At 43.0% G+C, this 21934-nt stretch carries 19 protein-coding genes, 1 tRNA gene and 1 pseudogene; 17 read left to right on the forward strand and 4 right to left on the reverse strand.

The window, feature by feature from the left end; all coding sequences use genetic code 11:
• Positions 1–45: 45 nt before the first annotated feature.
• On the reverse strand, positions 46–762 hold the full coding sequence (locus HC246_RS05875) for a tRNA threonylcarbamoyladenosine dehydratase (protein ID WP_169362571.1): 717 nt from the start codon (positions 760–762) through the stop codon (positions 46–48).
• A 77-nt stretch (positions 763–839) separates the two neighbouring features.
• Between HC246_RS05875 and HC246_RS05880 the strand changes: the two genes are divergently transcribed.
• Positions 840–1223: a pentapeptide repeat-containing protein gene (locus HC246_RS05880; protein WP_169362572.1), complete on the forward strand. Its 384-nt coding sequence runs from the start codon at positions 840–842 to the stop codon at positions 1221–1223.
• A gap of 439 nt (positions 1224–1662) precedes the next feature.
• Here the strand turns inward: HC246_RS05880 and HC246_RS05885 are convergent, their stop codons facing one another.
• Positions 1663–2223: a response regulator gene (locus HC246_RS05885; RefSeq protein ID WP_169362573.1), complete on the reverse strand. Its 561-nt coding sequence runs from the start codon at positions 2221–2223 to the stop codon at positions 1663–1665.
• Between the two features lie 394 nt (positions 2224–2617).
• Here HC246_RS05885 and ftsE point away from each other — a divergent pair, with 394 nt between their 5' ends.
• The 15 genes from ftsE to HC246_RS05960 all read left to right on the forward strand — a co-directional run bounded on the left by ftsE (position 2618) and on the right by HC246_RS05960 (position 18754).
• Positions 2618–3400, forward strand: coding sequence for a cell division ATP-binding protein FtsE (ftsE, locus tag HC246_RS05890; protein ID WP_225902920.1), 783 nt, complete (start codon positions 2618–2620; stop codon positions 3398–3400).
• A gap of 111 nt (positions 3401–3511) precedes the next feature.
• Positions 3512–4429, forward strand: coding sequence for a cell division protein FtsX (locus HC246_RS05895; protein WP_169362574.1), 918 nt, complete (start codon positions 3512–3514; stop codon positions 4427–4429).
• A gap of 84 nt (positions 4430–4513) precedes the next feature.
• Positions 4514–4587, forward strand: a tRNA-Arg gene (locus HC246_RS05900).
• 113 nt (positions 4588–4700) lie between these two features.
• A complete protein-coding gene (locus HC246_RS05905) occupies positions 4701–5120 on the forward strand; it encodes a hypothetical protein (RefSeq protein ID WP_169362575.1) in 420 nt (139 codons plus the stop codon).
• 88 nt (positions 5121–5208) lie between these two features.
• Positions 5209–5565, forward strand: a complete 357-nt coding sequence (gene patD / locus HC246_RS05910; protein WP_169362576.1) for a heterocyst frequency control protein PatD — start codon at positions 5209–5211, stop codon at positions 5563–5565.
• Between the two features lie 264 nt (positions 5566–5829).
• A complete protein-coding gene (locus HC246_RS05915; protein ID WP_169362577.1) occupies positions 5830–7704 on the forward strand; it encodes an NAD(P)H-quinone oxidoreductase subunit F in 1875 nt (624 codons plus the stop codon).
• Positions 7705–7948: 244 nt separating this feature from the next.
• On the forward strand, positions 7949–9472 hold the full coding sequence (locus HC246_RS05920) for an NADH-quinone oxidoreductase subunit M (RefSeq protein ID WP_169362578.1): 1524 nt from the start codon (positions 7949–7951) through the stop codon (positions 9470–9472).
• A 72-nt stretch (positions 9473–9544) separates the two neighbouring features.
• Positions 9545–10108, forward strand: coding sequence for a Uma2 family endonuclease (locus HC246_RS05925; RefSeq protein WP_169362579.1), 564 nt, complete (start codon positions 9545–9547; stop codon positions 10106–10108).
• An 83-nt stretch (positions 10109–10191) separates the two neighbouring features.
• Positions 10192–11307 carry a tRNA guanosine(34) transglycosylase Tgt gene (tgt, locus tag HC246_RS05930; protein ID WP_169364498.1) on the forward strand — a complete coding sequence of 372 codons (1116 nt, stop codon included), beginning with the start codon at positions 10192–10194 and terminating at the stop codon, positions 11305–11307.
• Between the two features lie 9 nt (positions 11308–11316).
• Positions 11317–11700, forward strand: coding sequence for a LapA family protein (locus tag HC246_RS05935; RefSeq protein WP_169362580.1), 384 nt, complete (start codon positions 11317–11319; stop codon positions 11698–11700).
• Positions 11701–11848: 148 nt separating this feature from the next.
• Positions 11849–13567 (forward strand): iron uptake porin, encoded by a 1719-nt coding sequence (locus tag HC246_RS05940; RefSeq protein ID WP_169362581.1) that lies wholly within the window; start codon positions 11849–11851, stop codon positions 13565–13567.
• A gap of 201 nt (positions 13568–13768) precedes the next feature.
• Entirely contained in the window at positions 13769–14965 is a 1197-nt protein-coding gene (locus HC246_RS05945) for a BMP family ABC transporter substrate-binding protein (protein ID WP_169362582.1), read from the forward strand.
• Positions 14966–15046: 81 nt separating this feature from the next.
• The gene (locus tag HC246_RS05950) at positions 15047–16135 is read left to right on the forward strand and encodes an ABC transporter permease (protein ID WP_169364499.1); all 1089 of its coding nucleotides are present in this window, start codon (positions 15047–15049) and stop codon (positions 16133–16135) included.
• A 196-nt stretch (positions 16136–16331) separates the two neighbouring features.
• Complete coding sequence (locus tag HC246_RS05955; protein ID WP_169362583.1) at positions 16332–17258, forward strand: ABC transporter permease; 927 nt, start codon at positions 16332–16334, stop codon at positions 17256–17258.
• A gap of 185 nt (positions 17259–17443) precedes the next feature.
• Entirely contained in the window at positions 17444–18754 is a 1311-nt protein-coding gene (locus tag HC246_RS05960) for a DNA cytosine methyltransferase (RefSeq protein ID WP_169362584.1), read from the forward strand.
• Here the strand turns inward: HC246_RS05960 and HC246_RS05965 are convergent.
• Positions 18735–19133, reverse strand: a complete 399-nt coding sequence (locus tag HC246_RS05965) for a DUF4253 domain-containing protein (protein WP_169362585.1) — start codon at positions 19131–19133, stop codon at positions 18735–18737. The genes HC246_RS05960 and HC246_RS05965 overlap by 20 nt on opposite strands.
• Positions 19134–19212: 79 nt before the next feature.
• Positions 19213–20655, reverse strand: coding sequence for a cysteine--tRNA ligase (gene cysS / locus HC246_RS05970; protein ID WP_169362586.1), 1443 nt, complete (start codon positions 20653–20655; stop codon positions 19213–19215).
• Between the two features lie 222 nt (positions 20656–20877).
• Here cysS and HC246_RS05975 point away from each other — a divergent pair.
• Positions 20878–21933, forward strand: a pseudogene (locus tag HC246_RS05975) (type I restriction-modification system subunit M); the annotation flags it as partial.
• Position 21934 lies beyond the last annotated feature (1 nt).

Genomic DNA, 21934 nt, shown 5'->3' on the forward strand with positions numbered 1-21934 from the left:
CTTTGCGAGTCTCTTTTTTATTGCATAAGAGTTATTGCATAAGAGTTATTGCATAAGATCGCGAATGACAATACTTGCCATATTGATGCCAAATAGTGCAGGAATATAAGAAATTGTGCCGTAATACGATCGCTTGAAATTACTGCCATCAGTTAATTGCAGAGACTCCCGATTTACTAACTCCTCCGAATAGACGGCAATAATATTTGCTTTCCCAAAACCCTTGCGTCTTAGTCCTTTTCGCACTTTATAAGCAAAGCGGCAGCAGTCCGTTTCAAATATTGGGGCAATTCTAATCTTCTGAGGATCGATGCGACCACCTGCGCCCATACTGCTTGCTACCTTTACCCCATTAGTAACTGCTGCCCCAAGGAAATAGAGCTTGGGTTGTAAACTATCGATACAATCTAGCACCCAGTCAAATTGGGTCGTGACTAGCTCCATCATCAAGTCAGGCGTGAGAAATTCCTTAATGGCAGTCAACTGAATGTCTGGATTAATATCCTCCATTCGTTGGGACATTACATCTGCTTTGTGGACATCAACGGTACTATCGAGCGCGACAATCTGCCGATTTTTATTAGAAGGATCAACGCGATCGCCATCAACGATGGTCATCCGCCCAATGCCTGCTCGACATAAAAATTCCGCCGCAAAACTACCAACACCGCCCATACCCACAACTAACACATTTGCTTGCTTGAGCTTGTGCAGTCCATCAGCACCAATCAGTAATTCTGTACGTTGCAACCAATCCGTCATGATAAAAATGAATATATACAACTCTAGGATAAATATTAGAAGTACAAAGTGCTTCTAAATATTTGCAGAAACCGATTATGACATTACCTTCTCACGCAGCGCTCACCAAAGCTGAATTACTCGATCGCTATGCTAAAGGCGATCGTAACTTTGAGCAAACCCATTTGCATGATGTCGATATGCAGGGTGTGTCTTTGCATGGAATTGACCTTAGCGAATCCATTTTGACCCACGTTAACTTAAGTGGAGCCGATCTCCGAGGAGCCGATCTCGGCTGGGCAGATCTCAGTCGAGCTAATCTCGAAAAAGCTGATCTGCGGGGAGCAATTTTGACTAGAGCCGATCTTAGCCGTGCCAACTTACAGGGGGCAAATCTCCTCAAAGCGGATCTGAGCTTAACTAAAATCGATCACACAAAATTTAGTGGGGCAACGATGCCCGATGGCTCTATTCACACATGAAGAACGTCAGTTCGAGTTATAGATAATTCAAATAAGAACTACAGCTTCGACTTTGCTCAGCTAGCTTACACCGATGGCTGAGCGGAGTCGAAGCCCCTCTGCAAATTATTTAAAACAACTATAAGTTGGCAAATTTTAAAAGCCCCAAATCAAAAGCCTTGCATAGCAAGGCTTTTGATTTGGGGCTTTTGGATAAGGTAATTGCTCAACCTAGAAGAAATAAAGGTTTCAGCCATTTTGATGCATCAAAAAACATCTAAATGATTCCATTCTCATTAAGTAAACGATAAATTACTATTTTATTTATTAATTTACAAAGATAATCAGTAATTTGCCAGTTATATGAACACTGTTTTTTGTTGATTCTTCTAGGTTGAGCAGTTACTGGATAAGTTTGCGTAGCAAACCCTCTCTCAAAGCCTCGCATTGTTTTAAGTTTTTACTTTAGCTTCTTCTTGATAAAGTCTACTAGCTGCTGGAACTGCTTCTGCTGTGTTACCAACTGTTGCTCTAAGTGCTTCTGCTTCGCTTCTAGCTCCTCAATCCGTTTAACCAAGTTACTATCTTTCTCTGTATTAGGAATGTCTGACTTGGGCGTAATAACCGAAACTTTGCGCTTGTCCGCTAAAACCTTTGCCCTTTTGATCGCTGTGATTAATTCCTTTTGTTCAAAGGGCTTTTCAATAAACACCAAATATTTGTCTTCAAAAGGTTCCGCGATTTTACTCGTTACTTCTTCCTTGCGCCCAGACATCAAAATTAGAGGAATGAGACTGAGTTCTGGATTTTGCTGCAAAGCCTCATAAACCTCAAAGCCACTCATCCGAGGCAGTAAAAAATCTAGCATGATCATCCAAGGGTGTTGCTGCTGGATCATTTCCAGACCCTTGATACCGTCGGCTGCCTCTACTACTTCAAAATTTGCTGGCGGGAGCATATCACGCACCATATTACGGATTACGCGACTATCATCAATCACTAGTATCTTGTGAGCTGCCACTGCTGATAACCCCTCAGTTGGTTTGGTGAATGGACATATATAGTAGTTAGCTAGTTCCTTAAGTTATTACATTACTGTCCCTGCAAGGATAGCTGATTCTATAAAAGATAACGATCGCAAGCCTTTGTTTTTAAGGTAAAAGTACCAGATCAATAAAAGCTTACTAGTTTTTTGATAAATTTCGCTCATGATATCCCATGAGTAAAAATTTTTAACTACAGATTTTCAATCTCATTTACGATTTGGAAACCCGCAATAATGTAGCATAAAGCGCTTTGCGCTGAGTATTAAAAAAGATAGCGTCAATACTCTTTAGATTAGGGCAATAGCTGATGCTGATCCCTTGACTAGATCTGTATAATCTCAAGTACAAAAGACCGAGCATGGTATATCTATGCTCAACTTTTTCAGAATAAAAAAGCGATCGCCCATGCTAAAACTGCCAACCAAGCCAAATCCGACAGCAACCAACTCTAATCCCAATCATCCTCCTGACACCAATGCCACTAATCCTAAAAAGTCGGTGATCGTTAAATTAGAAAATGTTCGTAAAACCTACACTAATGGTGCTGTGGGTTTACGAGATGTCAGTATCGAACTTTATCAAGGGGATTTTAAATTTATTACGGGGCATTCAGGATCGGGGAAATCCACATTACTAAAATTGCTATATGGCGCTGAGCAAGCCACGGATGGGGAAATATTTGTCAATGGCTTTAACCTCAATGGCTTAAAAGGCAAGAATTTGGCGATGTTGCGCCGCAAAATTGGCATTGTCTTTCAAGATTACAAGCTCGTACCCCGTCGTACTGTGTCCGAGAATGTTGCCTTTGTACTCATGGCTCAGGGCTATACCTATAAGGAAATTCAGCGTCGGGTGCAGCCTGCCCTGAAAATGGTGGGTTTATTACATAAAGCCCATTGCTTCCCCGAAGAACTCTCTGGTGGTGAGCAGCAAAGAACCAGTATTGCCAGAGCGATCGTTAATACACCACCTCTTGTTCTTGCCGATGAGCCAACGGGTAATCTCGATCCTGACAATGCATGGCAAGTCATTAAAATCCTGAAAAAGCTCAATTCCTTTGGTGTCACCGTCCTATTAACTACCCATGATGAGCAATTAGTTAGAGCCGCCAATCATCCTGTATTACATTTGCAAAATGGTTATATTGTTTAGGCTATCGGCTTTTAGCTTTTAGCTATTGGCTTTTAGCTTGGTGATTGGTAATTGCTGGCATCACTTAAATTTTTTTCTGTTTTCCTTTTTCCTTTTTCCTCCTCTAACGCTATGGTTCAAAACGTCGTTCGCTTCTTTACGAAAATTGACTACTTGCTCCGCGAGACTCTGCTCGGTTTGCGGCGTGGTGGTTGGATGAACTGGGCGGCAGTGAGTACGGTAGCGGTGTTGTTATTTTTGTTTGGTGCAAGCTTACAAATTTCTTGGCAATTGGAAAATGTTCTAGGGCAGTTAGGCAGCCAATTAGAAATTTCGGTGTATTTAGATGAAAATACGGTGGGCGAGTCGATGCAGTCACGCTTGCTGCTAGTTGATGGTGTCGCTGCGGCAAAGCTGATCCCCAAGGAAGATGCATGGCAAAATTTGATGAAGGATCTCGGTAAAAATGATCTGACTCAGGCGACACAACAATTAGGGGGTAATCCTTTGGTTGATGAGTTTAAAGTGCGGGCAACATCTAGCGATCGCGTGCCTGATATTGCCAAACGAATTTCGGGCTTAAAGGGTGTCAATGAGGTTTGGTATACCAATGAGGTGGTCGAGCGTATTGGTCAGTTGCGCCGTGCGGTGAGTAATAGCAGTGTAGCGATCGTGGCGATTTTTACTGTTATTGCGATCGCTGTAATTACGACCACTATTCGTCTCATCGTTTTAGCGCGACGACGCGAAATCGAGGTGATGCAACTAGTGGGGGCAACGGCAACATGGATTTATTTCCCGTTTGTCTTGCAGGGAGTAGTATTTGGGGTTACGGGTGCGGCAACTGCCTATGTAATGTTGATGCTAAGTCTCAATCTCTTGGGAGAAGCGATCGTTAATCAACCTGAACTGATCAAATCCCTAACTCTTGGTTTAACTACGGATTTCCGCGTACAACTTCTTTTACCGCTGGTGTTATTAATTTTTGGTTCAGTCATTGGCGTGCTAGGTAGTTTATTAGCTGTACGCCGATTCTCTTTCAATTCATAAAATTATCGAGTGAAGTATGGGTTTGTTTACCCGCCTTCGGCGGGTAAACAAACCTGAAACCTATGGTATGATTTGTCAAAGTATGGGTATGTAGCTCAGTTGGATAGAGCATCAGATTCCGGTTCTGAGGGTCGGGGGTTCGAGTCCCTCCATACTCGTAAATCCAATTAATGATAGTGGTGGCGCTTAGCGCCACCACTATCATTAATTGGGTTATAAAGCACAATGCGATGTCATCGGTGTTAGCAAATCAACTAAACTTTTCGGTTTTATGGAACGTGGACTTTTGTGGTTGCCTCTGCTAGTAGTGTTCTTTTGGCTAGCGTGGTCGGGCTGGAATGAATACCAAAAAATTGAGTCCTATAAGAGATGGGCAAGCCAATTTGAGCGCCATAAATATGACATTTATTCCGTGTTAGGACAAAAAGATGATCGCCTGACTTGGGGCAAACCGACACGTAAAGATCCTCAAAATTTACAAACAGTTAGCTTTGCTGATATTGCTCGTATTCGCTTTCGGATTGATAGTAAATTTTTTGATGATCAAGATGCAGAATTCCCTTTAAATGGCAAACAAATTTCTCTGGAGCTGGTATTAAAGACTGGAGAGATGCCTAGTATCAGGTTTACCGATGTCAATATTGCTTCAAATTGGTATCGCTTTTTAAGTGATCGCTTAGCTACAGAATAAAAATTTCCTGAAAGTTCTAGAGATTCGCTCGAAGAGCGAATCTCTAGAACTGCTATATCAATATCAAGGCACAATTAGGGAGATACAAGTGTCACAAGACTATGTAGGTTTAATTCAGGATTTGCAAAGTCAGTTAGAGATATTGCAAAGGTTAATCGCATCACAGGTAGAACCATCATCCTCACTTGCTAAAGACTGGCTGCGATCGCATCGGGAAATCCAAGCTTTTTTTCAATCCAAAATTATCAATACTAATTTAGAGGTCATGCCACCCAATTTATCTTTGCAAGTAGAAATTGATAAACAGCTAAAAATGCTGGGTGTGGACTTAAGCATGTTACAAACCGCTCGTAATCCTGATACTTGGCAAAAGCGACATCAACAGGCTAGCGATCGCTTCGTCTTGCTCAAAAAATACTGTCAAATGCACTCAAACTTAACATGAGTTCGATCAGTCATTTGCTCGGCGCTTCGCGCCGAGCAAATGGCTAAAAATTAAGCGGTATTGCTAAAATCCGAATTTTGTAACGTGACTTTGCCGCGCCACAAAATCCCAGCGTGGAAACCTAACCTATTCTCTATGGATATGCCTTATATCAAATATTCTTAGTTAATCAGGCAAGCTTAGGCACGAAACATTTTGATGTAAACTTTTAAAATATTTGATACTTTTTAATATAAACATAGTAAAAACTCTATAGTAGAATCAATGATCCTAGAAACAGCTTGGCTACTTCCTTGCTATGGTTTGCTGGGCGCAGGAATCACCCTACCTTGGTCACTGAGGTTAGTGCGGCGCACTGGTCCACGTCCTGCGGCTTACCTAAATATATTGATGACTGTACTAGCCTTAGTGCATAGTTGTTGGCTACTGACATCGATCTGGGGCGAACCAGCTCAACAGGTTGAGTTTAGTTGGTTTCAAGCCTTTGATTTAAATCTTGTTTTTTCCTTTGATATTTCTACAATTAGTGTGGGCGCATCGATACTGATCGCCACCATGAGCTTAATTTCACAGGTCTATGGACTAGGCTCTCTGGAAACTGATTGGGCGATCGCGAGATTTTGCGCCTTAATTGGTTTCTTTGAGGCAGCGATTACAGGAATTGCCTTTAGTGACTCGCTCTTTTTTAGTTATGCCTTGCTGGAAATGCTCACCCTGTCCACCTATTTATTAGTGGGTTTCTGGTACGCACAGCCCCTCGTAGTCACGGCAGCCCGTGATGCGTTCTGGACAAAACGGGTCGGTGACCTATTCCTATTAATGGGTGTAGTGGCGCTGTCTAACTTAACTGGCAGCTTAAATTTCTCGGATTTAAAAGAATGGGCGGCTAATCCACAAACGATCGCCTATTTCTCAGAACATCAACAATTTGGCACTTTATTAGGACTAGCCCTAATCGCGGGACCCCTTGGTAAATGCGCCCAGTTCCCTTTACACCTCTGGCTCGATGAGGCAATGGAGGGACCTAACCCCGCTTCGATTTTGCGAAACTCGGTGGTTGTGGGGGCAGGAGCCTATGTACTAATTAAGTTTCAGCCAGTTTTATCACTGTTCCCTGTGGCCGCCGAAGTTTCGGTGATTATTGGGGCAATTACAGCAATCGGTGCAAGTTTAGTAGCGATCGCCCAAATCGACCTCAAACGTGCCCTGTCCCACTCCACTAGTGGCTATTTAGGTTTAGTCTTCATCGCTGTGGGGATGCAACAACCTGACCTCGCCTTAGGATTGCTCTTTAGTCATGGCATCAGTAAGTCCTTGCTATTCCTCAGTTCTGGCGCAGTGATGATGACGACAATGACGCAGGATCTTACGGAAATGGGCGGACTGAAAACGCGAATGCCCGCTACTTTAGTTTCCTTTATCATTGGTTCCCTCAGTCTAGTTGCCCTATTGCCCTTTGGCGGATTTTGGACGCTCCTACGTTGGGAAGAAACTTTTTGGAATAGCGATCCTTGGCTAATTGCGATCGCTTTATTAGTTAACTGCATTACTGCCTTTGGCTTAATCCGAATTTTTGCACTGGTCTTCTTAGGACCTACACAGCAGAAAACCCGACGTGCACCCGAAGTCGCTTGGCAGGTAGCACTACCCCTCGTAGCGCTGACGGTTATTACACTGCTTGTGCCAATTCTCCTACCATCTTGGGAATTTGTAGATATTGATTTAGATACAGTGGATATCTGGGGTACAACCATATTGTCAGCGTCAGGATTGCTTGGCTTTGGTGTGGGTGCATATATCTATATCAAGCCCTATTACTCAACCGTAAGTTCTGTTGCCATGCCTCCTAAGTTGGTTCGCAGTGCATGGAAAGTTGTGCAGGATTTACTTGCCTATGATCTATATGTGCAAGCGATCTACAAATATACGGTGGTCTTAATCGTCGGTGGTGGTTCCAAACTTCTAGCTTGGGTCGATCGCTATTTAGTTGATGGTTCCGTTAACTTTTTGGGCTTTGCTTCCATTTTTAGTGGTGAGAGCCTGAAATATACAGTTACAGGCAGATTACAGCAGTACGTTTTAACAATCTTAATCGGTCTGATTCTGATTGGTTTCGCCGCCTTCTATGGCTTAAATTAACCGTCATCATCCCCCCCCTGTCCCAATCTAACGTTTACACACAAGTCTCTCTGTCTACGTTCTGATTTATCACCCCCCCTAAATCCCCCAATTCTGCGGGACTTTGAAAATTCTTGTTCCCCCAGAATTGGGGGCTAGGGGGCAATTAATTGTTGACTTAGCTAGGTTTTATGACTTGTGTGTGCATGATAGCCTCTGCCAATGAGAGGGACTCATAACATAAATTCCTTTTTCTTTCTCAAATATGTTAAGCACATTAATTTGGTTCCCGATCGCTGGAGCGGTAATAGTTGCTTTACTAAGCGGCATACTTGACTCCAAAAAATTACGCAACATCTCATTAGGAATAGCGATCGCTAATTTTGGGTGGTCTTTATTTCTACTGACAAAATTTGATCTCAGTCTTGCCACCATGCAGTTAACTGAGTCCTTAGCTTGGTTAGATCAAATCGGACTTAGTTATCGATTAGGCGTAGATGGCTTAGCATTCCCCTTAGTCCTACTTAATGGATTACTACTAAGCATTGCAATCTATATCAGCACAGATATTCAGCGTCCCAATCTCTACTTTCCTCTGCTATTACTCATTGGTGGTGGTGTCAATGGTGCTTTCCTTGCTCAAAATCTACTCCTATTCTTCCTATTCTTTGAAGTTGAACTAATTCCTCTCTATCTCTTAATTGCAATTTGGGGTGGAGAAAGACGTGGTTATGCTGCAACCAAGTTCTTGATTTATACCGCCATTTCAGGAGTATTGATTTTAGCCGCATTCTTTGGAATGGCAGCCTTTGGTAGTGGCGATGTTACTGGTTTCACCTTTAACTATCAAGACTTAAATCTAGAAGGAGTATCAAAAAGCACTAGAGGAATTTTACTGATTCTCCTGTTACTCGGATTTGGCATCAAGATTCCTATTGTGCCATTACATACATGGTTGCCAGATGCTCACGTTGAAGCTTCCACTCCCGTTTCAACTTTACTCGCAGGCGTTTTACTGAAATTAGGAACCTACGGCTTATTACGTTTTGGTCTTGGTTTACTGCCCGAAGCATGGCAAGCGATCGCTCCTTTCTTAGCAATATGGGCAGTAGTCAGCGTCATTTACGGATGTCTCACAGCAATCACCCAAAAAGACATGAAGAAGATGGTTGCTTATAGCTCCGTTGGTCACATGGGCTATATTATTTTGGCTCTAGCCACTGCTACCCCGCTTTCCCTTGTCGGCGCAACTTTTCAGATGGTCAGTCATGGCTTAATTTCTGCACTCCTCTTCATTTTGGTGGGTATTGTCTATAAGAAGACTGGAACTCGTAATCTTGACTCCCTCAATGGTTTGCTCAATCCTGAACGGGGCTTACCAATCACAGGTTCCTTAATGATTTTGGCAGCGATGGCTAGTGCAGGTACTCCGGGGATGATGGGCTTTATTGCTGAGTTTGTGATCTTTCGTAGTAGCTTTGCCGTTTTCCCTGTACAGACAATTCTCTGCATGTTAGGTACAGGCTTAACCGCAGTTTACTTTCTGATCATGCTCGATCGCGTGTTTTTTGGTCGCTTCTCCGTTCGCAAAGATGGTAGCGATAAAATTATTACTTCGATCCCCTTTGCTCAATGGCAAGAAAAATTTCCTGCGATCGCCCTTGCCCTGATCATCGTTTTCTTTGGACTGATTCCCAACTTGGCGACTAACATGATCAGCAGTTCCGCAAATGCGATCGCGCCTAACCACACCCAATTTAAGCAAATTGCTTTGTTACAATCGAACTAATCAAATCCGCTTTGGTAAGACTTATTTCTTGAGTCTTACCAAAGCCCCATTTAATCGTAAGGATGGAAACGTATGACCGTCACTACTGCTAGAAAAATGACATTTGAGGAATATCTCACCTATGACGATGGTACTGACAAACTGTATGAATTTAATGATGGGGAGTTAGTTGAAGTGACCCCTGCGACAGTATTTCATAACGATTTGATGATGTTTTTTGCATTTTTCTTGCAATCAGAAATAAATCGCTCTCAGCATCCATACTGTGTTCGGGTCAATAGCACTGAAATTTTCAATGGTAAAAGAACTCGCAGACCCGATGTTTTGGTAATGACCCTCGCTCAGAAAAAAAGCTTGGGAAATCAGCCAGATATTCTGCGTGATCCATGTTTACTAGTAATTGAAATCGTAAGTCCAACCTGTCGCACAGTAGACACTATTGAAAAGCGTGAGGAATATGCTCAGTTTGGTATTCCTGAATATTGGATTATTGATTTTTTGTTGGGGACTTTTACGGTTTTAAATTTGGTGAATGGAGTTTATATCGAGAAGGTTTATAGAGAAAGCGATCTCATTATCTCCAATGTTTTCCCAGAAATTTCTTTAATGATGAGACAAGTGCTAGAAAGCATTTAATTGTAAAGTGAGATTGGGATACAATTAGAGACCGATTGAATTTTATAGATTTAAGTCTAAGTTTGTAATAAGGATTGTAAGCTCTGAATAACTTCACTTTTAAATTAGAGTGCCAGTGCTGCCACACTGATGCAAGAGTTGGGCAGTTCCACACCCCACATGGAGTGGTGAGTACACCAAGGTTTATGCCCGTTGGCACATTGGCAAACGTAAAAACTGTCACCCCTGCTCAGCTTAAAGACTGCAAGGCAGAGATGGTCTTAGCCAATACCTATCACCTCCATCTACAACCAGGTGAAGATATTGTCGCGGAAGCTGGCGGCTTACATAAATTTATGAATTGGGATGGTCCTATCCTCACAGACTCAGGCGGATTTCAAGTATTTAGCCTCAGCGAAATTCGTTCCATTAGCGAGGAGGGTGTGCAGTTTCGATCGCCCCGTGATGGCAACATGATCAATCTCACCCCAGAGAAATCGATTCAAATCCAGAATCAACTGGGAGCAGACGTGATCATGGCATTTGACGAATGCGCTCCCTACCCTGCCACCTATGAAGCGGTTAAGCTTGCTGGCGAACGCACCACCCGTTGGCTAGAGCGCTGCATTAAGGCTCACGATCGCAAGGATGTTCAAGCCCTATTCGGGATTGTCCAAGGTGGAGTCTATCTCGATTTACGGCAAAAATCGGCGCGAGAACTGATTGAGTTTGACTTACCTGGCTATGCAATCGGTGGCGTGAGTGTTGGTGAACCACCCGAACTCATCGAAAAAATTGTGAAAGCGACCACCCCACTATTGCCAACCAATAAACCCCGTTACTTGATGGGTGTTGGCACATATAAGGAAATGGCACAGGCAGTTGCCGCAGGTATAGATTTATTTGATTGCGTCATTCCCACCCGACTAGCAAGGCATAATGTTGCTCTAGTAAGAGGCGATCGCTGGAATCTCAAAAATCAAAAATTTAAACGTGACTTTGAACAACTTGATCGCGATTGCCCTTGTTATACTTGCCAAAATTTCTCACGGGCATATCTCAGCCATTTAGTGCGATCGCAGGAAATTTTAGGATATACATTACTATCTATCCATAACATTACTGAACTTATCAGATTTACACAAAGAATGCGTCAAGCAATTATTGATAATCGCTTTGTTGCAGAATTTGGTCATTATCTCTCCAATTCAATGGAATAAAAACCAAATATGCTGCGTTTATTACTTTACTTCTGTTTATGGATTGGCTCTGTGGGGTTAGCGATCTTTGCTAGCCAAAACATTTATCCTGTCACAGTGAAATTAGGAACATTTGAATCCATCAAACTACCTTTAGGGCTAGTCCTTATTTTTTGTACAGGAGCAGGCTCAATAACCATGAGTCTATTCATGGAATTTTCTCAAAACTCCCTCCAAGTCTCATTTTCTAGTCTTCCAAAATTCACTGTTCCTAACACAAAACCCTCTTTCCAAAAGCGACAAACAGAACCTCAAAAAACGTCATCAAAAAATTCATTTGTAAATCCATCTACAAAGAAAAAACAAGGTTTTAGAGACGATTTCGACGATGATTGGGATGATGACTGGGGCTAGAATGTATTTAACAATACATTTGTTTCTTTCCAATTTTGTTAGTTTTTCATCAGTTACGGTATTGTTACTGTGAGCAATTTTTGTAAAAATAATTATTTTGCTTAGGTTGTTCATACGTAGCAGATTCTTCTCTAATTGGTGTGATGGTATGAAAAAAATCAGTAATCTCTCAGTTCTATTGGGACTGAGTGTGTTAGCAGCAGCTACAGGCGTAAGTGCAGAAAATCAAAGTCAAGCTAAAGTTCAATCTAAAGCTTCTTCAACTCCTGTATTACAGGCATCTTTACCCACAACTGAGGTAAAGGTAAATGAATCGGAAACTATTCGAGCAATCAATACAGAACTAAACCGTCCTAAACAAGAAGTAGCTCAAAATGTTACTTCTGTTTCTCAACTGAGCGACGTAAAGCCTACAGATTGGGCTTTTACTGCATTGCAGTCTCTAGTTGAGCGCTATGGATGTATCGCAGGTTATCCTGATCGCACTTTCCGTGGCAAACAAGCAACCAGTCGCTACGAGTTTGCGGCAGGTTTGAATGCTTGTTTGGACAAAATCAACGAAATTATCTCCGCAGGTCTAGCTGATAAGGTCAGCAAAGAAGACCTCGCTACCTTGCAAAAACTGCAAGAAGAATTTGCAGCCGAGTTGGCAACCCTCCGTGGTCGTGTCGATGCTCTAGATGCCAAGGTAACTAAGCTCGAAGCACAGCAGTTCTCCACAACTACCAAATTAAGTGGTCTAGCATTCTTTAACGTCACTGGGGCTACAGGTAATAATGCTGTTTTAAATCCAGCTGGCGCTCCTCAAGCCACTCCAAATATAACCATGAGTGGACTAGTTTGGCTGACTCTAAACACATCCTTCACTGGTAAGGATTCTTTGGTTACTCAGCTAGCTGCTGGTAATGGTAATTCTCCATTTAATAACTACACGGCTGGTAGCCTCTTTAATACTACAGGTGTTCCATTCACCGATCAGCAAGCTGGATCCGGAGCTAACCTCTTTGTATTGCGTGAATTGTCCTATACCTTCCCAGTATTTGAGAAGGCTAGCTTAGTTGTTGGTCCTCGTGTCAACTTCTACAAATACTTTGACAATATTCGCTTTATCTATCCTTGGAATACCAGCTTTAACTCTATCAACAGCACATTGTTGACTAACGCCAAGCGTGGTGCTGGTGCTGTGTTCTTGACTCCTCTAGGCAACCAGTTTGATTTCAAAATTGGTTACTTGGCTGAGAGTAATGAATTTGGAACCAATGGTTCAGCGTCTAATCCAAACCAAGGTCTATTTGGTGGTAACAATGCCTTAACTGCTGAGCTTGGTTTCAAGCCAAGTGATGCATTTAAGTTCCGCTTGCTTTACAGCCGTACTAACCTTGCTGCTAATGCTGGAGTAGTTGGTGGGGCTGGATTTACTCCATCTCTTCCTGGTACTGTAATTAATGCCAACAATGGTCAGTCAGATGTATTTGTTGCTAACTTTGACTGGTTGGTATCTAAGGGATTTGGCTTGTTTGGTCGCTATGGCTATGGTACTACCAACGTTAACTTGACTGCTGGCGGTTCTACCAATGTCGTGATGCAAACATTCCAAGTTGGTGCAGCATTCCCTGACCTCTTCAAGGAAGGTGCTCAAGCTCTGATTTCCTTTGGAATGCCCTTTAACTTTACTAGTGGCAAGGGTTCTCTAGCTACTGGCGCAGGTGATGGTGGTACACAGTACGATTTGGAACTGTCCTACGTCTATCCAATCAGTAAGAATATTTCTCTTGTTCCTTCTTTCTATACTATTTTCAGCCCCAATAACTTCAACAGTAATCCAACTGTTTTTGTTGGTAACTTGCAGGCAGTCTTTAGCTTCTAATTTAAGAGGTTAGAATCTCCAAAAACAGAAGGATGCGCTTTGCGTATCCTTCTGTTTTTATAGCTATAGCTATGTATTGACTCAGGTAGTTGGTGATACATTTGTTACAAATGATGTTTGCTAACTTCTAAGCAGTGTAGATTTCTATTAATAGTTTTTTCTTAACTCCCAGAACATTCAATCCTTGAAAGGTGTGAAGGCATGAGTCCAATCTATATTCCACGTCGCAAGTTTATTCGGGGCGCGATCGCTACAGCAGCTTTTGGAGCAACTTCTCAACTGTGGGCTGGTTGCACAGAGCAAGCCCCTACGAATACAGCCAATACAGGAGCGCCAAGTACCTCAGGATCGCCTGCGGCAGCCTTATTAACTATTGGGTTTGTCTATGTTGGACCTAAAGATGATTTTGGCTATAGCCAAGCTCATTATGAAGGTGAAACAGCGATCGCCAAGTTGCCTAACGTCAAAACTGTGAGTGAAGCTAGTGTTGCTGAAACTGCTACAGTTCAAGAAACGATGTTGAGCATGATTAATCAAAATAATGTCTCAGCTCTTTTCCCAACATCTTTTGGTTATTTCGATCCGCATATTTTGAAGGTTGCGGCAGCTAATCCCAAAGTGCAGTTCTTCCATTGTGGAGGCATGTATACGGAAGGGAAACATCCTAAAAACATTGGTAGCTACTATGGCTATATCGACGAAGCTGAATATGTTGCGGGAGTGGTTGCAGGACTCACCACCAAAACTGGTAAGTTAGGATTTGTGGCAGCAAAGCCAATTCCACAGGTAGTTCGCAATATTAACAGCTATACCCTTGGTGCACGCAGCGTTAACCCTAAGGTAACAGTGCAAGTTATTTTCACAGGTGATTGGTCAGTTCCTGTTAAAGAAGCGGAAGCTGCGAATAGCATGGTCGATCAAGGCGTAGATGTATTGACCTGTCACGTAGACAGCCCCAAGGTGGTCATGGAAACTGCGGAGAAACGCAAGATTTTCTGTACTGGATATCATGCTAATCAGTCGAAGCTTGCTCCTAATGGCTATTTGACTGGCGCAGAATGGGATTGGACGAGTGTATATACTCAGTATGTGGAATGGTTTAAGGCTGGTAAATCAGTAACAGATGGAGGTATTCCTCACCTAGTACGTGGTGGTCTCAAGGAGAAGTTCTGTAAAGTTTCGCCTTTTGGTAGTGCTGTCAGTGCTGCAACTAAGAAGGAAGCTGAGAAGGTACTGGCGAAGTTCATGGATGGCAGCATGGTGATCTATGCTGGTGAGATTAAGGACAATACTGGTAAGGTCGTAATTGCCAAGGGCAAAGAATATAAGCAAACTGATCTTGATTTGGAAAAGATGGATTGGTTTGTGGAAGGAGTTATCGGTAACGTTAAGAGCTAACTCCAACTTTGCAAAGAAGAAGCGCCATGCGCTTCTTCTTTGCAATTGGGATATCAACAATTGCAAAACAGCTATAAGCATATGAATTTACGCGATCGCTGGCGCTCAACATCTGAGAATATTCTCATTCCGATTGGAGCAGTACTTGCTTCATTAGTTGTCTTTGGGATTTTCTGCGCTGTGCAGGGAAAGAATCCGATCGCTATTTACGGCACTATCTATCAATCGGCATTTGGTAATAGCTTTTCTTGGCAAGGTACATTAATTCGGGCTGCTCCCCTAATGCTGACATCTTTATGTACAGCCTTACCTGCCATGCTGGGATTGACGATTATTGGTAACGAGGGTGCGTTAATCGTTGGCGGTTTAGGAGCAATCGCGATGGGGTTAGCCCTGTCATCATTACCGCCAATCATGGTACAGATTGCGATGGCAATGGCTGGGCTGATCGCAGGTGGACTTTGGATTATGTTTGTCGGTGCAATTAAGTATTACCGAGGTGTAAACGAAACCATTAGTAGTTTATTGATGAACTACATTGCGATCGCTGTCCTCAACACCTTAGTTGAAGGTCCCATGCGCGATCCTTCTAGCTTAAATAAACCATCCAGTTTCCCTCTTGCGGCGGTAAATATGCTGCAAAGCATTCCTAACTCGCGAGTGCATTATGGATTGATTTATGGCTTAGTTGCCTGTGCGATCGCTTATTTCCTAATTCATCGCACCACCTTTGGCTTTGCGGTTCGCACCGTAGGCGGCAATATCCGCGCTGCCAAAATTGCGGGATTGCCAGTGGGTAAACTCACTTTAATTGTGACTTTTTTGGGTGGTTCCTGTGCAGGTTTAGCAGGTATGGTAGAGATTGCCGCAATTCATGGCAGTGCTAACGCTTCCCTCAATGCTGACTATGGATATAGCGGCATTCTGGTTGCTTTTATCGCCAGACAAAATCCTCTAGTCGCAGTACTGGTCGCTGTATTAATGGGTGGTATTTTGGCAAGTGGTAGCGCATTACAGCGATCGTTTGGATTACCCGATGCCACAGTTCTCCTATTCCAAGGCATTGTATTCCTTGCAATTCTCTTTAGTGAATCTCTTTACGGTCGTTTAGACTTTTTTAAAGATCGTGAGCCTGAAGTAAAGATTGATGCTTCAGCAACTGTTGTTTAAGTGGCTGTTAGCGATTAGCTCTTAGCTGTTAGCTTTTAAAAAGAGCATAAATGATATCTAAAAACGATAAAAGCTAATCGCTAATCGCCAAACCCAAAGCTAACAGCTAACAGCTAATAGCTAATTGCTAAAAGCCAAATCAAAACTATAAAAGCCAAATGCTAACAGCTAATTGCTAAAAGCCAAATTCAAAACTATGACAGACGATACACTTGGTTGGATGAGCGTGCCTCTGGCAATTGTTGCAGGAACGTTCCGAGGTAGCGCCCCATTTCTATTTGTGAGCTTGGGTGAATGTCTTACGGAAAAAGCTGGCAAAATCAATCTTGGTCTGGAAGGGACATTGCTCACAGGGGCGATGACTGCCTATGCAGTTTCCTATTTGACTAAATCGCCTTGGTTGGGTGTGCTTGCCGCAGGGCTGGCTGGTGTCGGACTGGGATTAATTCATGCTTGGTTATCACAGCGTCCAAGGGTCAGTGATGTCGCCGTTGGCATTGCGATGATTATCTTTGGTAGTGGGATTGCGTTTTTCTTTGGCAAGGCATTTATTCAACCCAAAGCGATTCCTCTGCCTGTATTTGAGCTAGGCAATTGGAGTAGCTATCCACAGGTGCAGGATGCGCTCAAAATTAGTCCTTTGTTACTAATTGGTATTGTGATTGCGCCTGTAATGCAGTGGTTCTTTAGTTCAACCCGTTGGGGCTTGTACGTGCGCGCCGTAGGTGACAGTCCTAGCGCTGCAAGGGCAATGGGCATTTCCGTTGTAGGTGTACGCACGGGCGCGATCGTGGCAGGTAGTTTCTTAGCTGGAATTGGTGGTGCGAGTTTATCGCTGTATTACCCCGGACTATGGTCTGAGCGTATTTCTAGTGGACAGGGTTTAATGGCGGTTGCACTGGTAATTTTTGCGAGATGGCAACCGATCCATTGTTTATGGGCTGCCCTATTGTTTGGTGGCGCTCAAGCGATCGGACCTTCATTACAAGCAGTGGGCATTAGCTCCTATCGGTATTTGTTTAATGCTGCGCCCTACATCATGACGCTAATTATCACGATCGCAACCTGTTCACCCCGTAGAACTTTAAGTGGTTCACCGGGAGCCTTAGGCACAAATGAATAAACAAAAAAGCCTTGCATTGCAAGGTTTTTTTATGCAAAGCGCTATAGGATAGAGTATCTATAGCTATAGCCAGTAATGTTAGAACTAAAACACAAACTAATAGAGAGTTGCGGTACTTCGTACCGCAACTCTCTATTAGTTTATTGGCTACTGCTAGGTGCTGATATATAGATGTCTTATAGACTATGGGAAATCAACGACCGATCGCGGTGGATCTATTTGCGGGTGCGGGCGGGATGACATTGGGGTTCGAGCAAGCAGGATTTGATGTCCTTGCGGCGGTAGAGATTGATCCCATCCATTGCGCTACCCATGAGTACAATTTCCCCATGTGGAAAGTGATTTGCGCTAGTGTTACTGATATATCAGGGAATGATATTCGCCAGCAATCGGACATAGGCGATCGCGAAGTTGATGTGGTCTTCGGGGGACCGCCTTGTCAAGGTTTTTCTCTAATGGGCAAACGCGCCTTTGACGATCCGCGTAATGAGCTAGTGTCACACTTCATGCGGTTAGTCATAGAACTAAAAGCTAAGTATTTTGTGATGGAAAATGTGAAGGGCTTGACCGTAGGCAATCATAGTCAGTTTGTAGATGAAGTCATTGCCAATTTCGAGAACCATGGCTATAAAATCCTCAAACCCTATAAAGTTCTAAATGCTTCTCATTTTGGCGTACCACAACACCGCGAAAGACTATTTCTCGTCGGCTGTCGTCAAGATTTACCACTTCCCAGTTATCCATTCCCCATTACCAAACCTGCTAAAGCTAAACGCATTTCTAAAGAACTTGCTAATTTACCAAATAGCCCGACTGTAAGTGATGCGATCGCCGATTTACCAGATATTTCCAGATACCAAGAACTCCAAGATCATGATTGGTGCATTGCCGAGTACCGAAAGCCCCAAAGTATTTATAGTGAATATCTCCGAGGATTACAGACAGAACCGAGCAACCTATCCTATCCTCGCAAATATAACCCACAATTACTAACATCTAGCATCAGTACCGCGCATTGTCCCACATCAATTGCCCGTTTTAGTGCTACAGCCAATGGAGAAACCGAGAAAATTAGTCGCTTTCTCAAACTCGATCCTCAAGGCATTTGTAATACCCTCAGGGCTGGCACACCTAGCAATCGAGGAGCATTTACTGCACCTCGCCCAATTCATCCTGAACAACCACGCTGCATTACTGTCCGCGAGGCGGCGAGATTACATTCCTATCCCGATTGGTTTCGCTTTCACAGTACGAAATGGCATGGGTTTCGTCAGATTGGGAATTCCGTCCCACCACTATTAGCTAGAGCCGTTGCCCATCAATTACACACCGTTTTAGGAATAAATATCATTCAGCCTCAAGATCCAATTCCTTTAGAAAAAGATGAACTATTGCGCCTAAAAATGTTGAAAGCCGCAGAAAAATATGGCGTTGATTCCCATGTAATTGAGTCGCGAATCAAAAAAGTTGATTTAATCAATCCCACCATAGTGTAATGGCTTTATGGATAGAGAGCGATCGCTTGAGTAGCTCAAACCCATAGTCCTCATCAGTAAGATCGATATCTTTAAGCAAAACTTGAATTTCGACCGATAGAGGCTGATTAAATTCTTCGGCAACGGCGATCGCATCAGCCATACAACCAAAATGTTGATCGATGACATCTGGACAGAACTCATAAATTTCGACGGCAAGCTTTGTTAAGTCTTCAGGCAAATCACTAAAGGTCACAGTTACGGTATCAAATTCGATATCACTCAATTCAATGCCATACTGAGCATCCCAATATTGGAACTGTTCGATCAGATCTTCAGTACTTAGATCGTAGTTATCGCCATTTGTACCAACTTCGCGGATCTGTTGATATTTATCCATATTTTTTGCTCCCATAATTCAGGCTAGAGAATTGTTTTCCCGCCTTCGGCGGGAAAACAATTCTCTAGCTGGTTTTACACTATGCTCTAAGCCAGCGAGTTGTACCATCCTTTTGATCAACGAGGGTAATCCCTAAAGCTTTTAGCTCATCACGAATGCGATCGCCTTCTTTATAGTTCTTCGCCTTCTTCGCTTCAATCCTTTGCTGAATTAAAGCCTCAATTTCCGCCTCACTGATACTATCTTCTTGAACTTGGCGATCGCTAATATTTGCCACAAAACCTAAAATATTGGCCATGTAGCTAAGGGCTTGCCAATCTTGAAAGAGAACTTCTGAACTCGCAGCAGTCTTGCCTGAATGCGAAAGAGAATTACGCTCAGCACGTAATTTTTTGGCTAGTTCAAATACATGGGACATCGCCACAGAAGTATTAAAGTCATCATTCATCGCTTCTTCAAAACAAGCGATCGCATTAGCAACATCATCTCTTGAGGGAACTTCACTACTTGCCCAACCTAATTGCTTACCAAAATCTGCTGCAAATAACATACCATCGCGAATTGTTTCCCAGCCCTTAGTAGCGGCATTAATCGCTTCTTCGGTAAAGTCAATGGGTTGGCGATATTGCGCTTGAAGGATAAATAAACGGATTGCCATCGGATCGAAATAGCCAAACAAATCGCGAATAGTTGTGAAATTATTCAGCGATTTGGACATCTTCTCGCCATCAATATTCACAAACCCATTGTGCATCCAGTATTTAGCCAAAGGCTGATTAGAAGCTGCTTCCGATTGGGCAATTTCATTCTCATGGTGAGGGAACTGTAAATCTGAGCCACCAGCATGAATATCAATGGTATCTCCTAAACGCGATCGCACCATTGCCGAGCATTCAATATGCCAGCCCGGACGACCTTTCCCCCAAGGTGATTCCCAAAATGGTTCATTCGGTTTAGCTGCTTTCCATAAGGCAAAGTCAAAGGGATAGCGCTTTTGTTCTTCCTGCTCATCGACGCGACCGCTTGCCCCTGCCTGCATATCTTCAAGCTTGCGCCCTGATAGCTTTCCATAACTAGGGAATTTCTGCACTGCGTAATAGACATCACCACCCGCAGCATAGGCATAATCGCGATCGATCAACTTCTGAATGAGGTCAATAATTTCAGAAATTGTTTCCGTAGCGCGAGGATAGTCATCGGCTTTCTCAACATTTAGCCTAGCCATGTCCTCGTCGTAGGTGGCGATATATTGATTGGCGATCGCCTGCATCGTCGTCTCTCTTTCTAGCGCCCGTTTCAAAATCTTGTCGTCAATATCCGTAATATTCTGGACAAATTTGACCTGATATTTGGTGGCTAAATAGCGCCGAATCATGTCCCAAACTACATAGGCTCTAGCATGACCCAAATGGCAATAGTCATAGACCGTTACTCCACAAACATACATTTTCACAATCCCTGCTTCGAGGGGAATAAATTCTTCTTTGCGACGGCTGAGTGTGTTGTAAAGGCGAAGGGTCATGAATTTGGCTATGTCTTGAGTATCTAGGCGCTAGGCAATTATACAGCAAAGCCATAGCGTAAGGGCAATTCATGAATTGCCCTTACGCTATGGCTTTCCTATTGAGCATCTTTCAGGATTGACATGAATATTATGCAAAGTGTGGCTAGACCATGAACAAAATATGAGGTTTAATAGAGATCCTTGTTATTCGCTAGGGGATGCGATCGCTTAAAAACTGATATGGCAAAGCAAACTAAACTAAAAAGCATTGAAGAAACTCTATGGGATTCGGCTAATAAGTTGCGTGGTTCGGTGGAGTCTTCGGAATATAAGCACGTTGTTTTGGGGTTGATCTTTCTCAAGTTTGCGAGTGATAAGTTTGAGGAGAGACAGCAGGAGTTGATCGCTGAGGGGAAAGATAAGTATTTGGATATGGTGGAGTTTTACACGATGAAGAATGTGTTTTATCTGCCTGAGTTGTCGCGTTGGGGCTATTTGATGGAGAATGCGAAACAGGCTGATCTTGCGCTCAAGATTGATACGGCTTTGTTTACGGTGGAGAAAAATAATCCTTCGTTAAAGGGGGCTTTGCCTGACAATTACTATTCGCGGTTGAATCTTGATGTTAGTAAGTTGACTTCTTTGTTGGATACGATCAATAACATTAATACGCTTCAGGATAAGCAACAGGATATTGTGGGGCGGGTGTATGAATACTTTTTGAGTAAGTTTGCTTTGGCAGAAGGGAAAGGCAAAGGGGAATTTTATACGCCGAAGAGTATTGTTAATTTGATTGCGGAGATGATCGAGCCTTACAAGGGGAAAATTTACGATCCTGCTTGTGGTTCGGGTGGGATGTTTGTGCAGTCGATTAAGTTTATTGAGAGCCATCATGGTAATCAAAAGGATATTTCGATTTATGGTCAGGAATATACGGCGACTACTTATAAGCTGGCGAAGATGAATCTGGCGATTAGGGGGATTTCGGCGAATTTGGGTGATGTGCCTGAAGATACTTTTAGGAAGGATCAGCATCGGGATTTGAAGGCGGATTATATTATGGCGAATCCTCCTTTTAATCAGAAGGAATGGAGAGGTGCGAATGAGTTGGTTGATGATCCGCGATGGAGTGGTTATGATGTGCCGCCGACTGGTAATGCGAATTATGCTTGGATTTTGAATATTGTGTCTAAGCTGTCGGTGAATGGGGTGGCAGGGTTTATTTTGGCGAATGGGGCTTTGTCGGGTGGGGGGACTGAGTATAGTATTCGTAAGAAGTTGATTGAGAATAATCTAT

The sequence above is a fragment of the Pseudanabaena yagii GIHE-NHR1 genome (assembly GCF_012863495.1).
Lineage (GTDB): Bacteria > Cyanobacteriota > Cyanobacteriia > Pseudanabaenales > Pseudanabaenaceae > Pseudanabaena > Pseudanabaena yagii.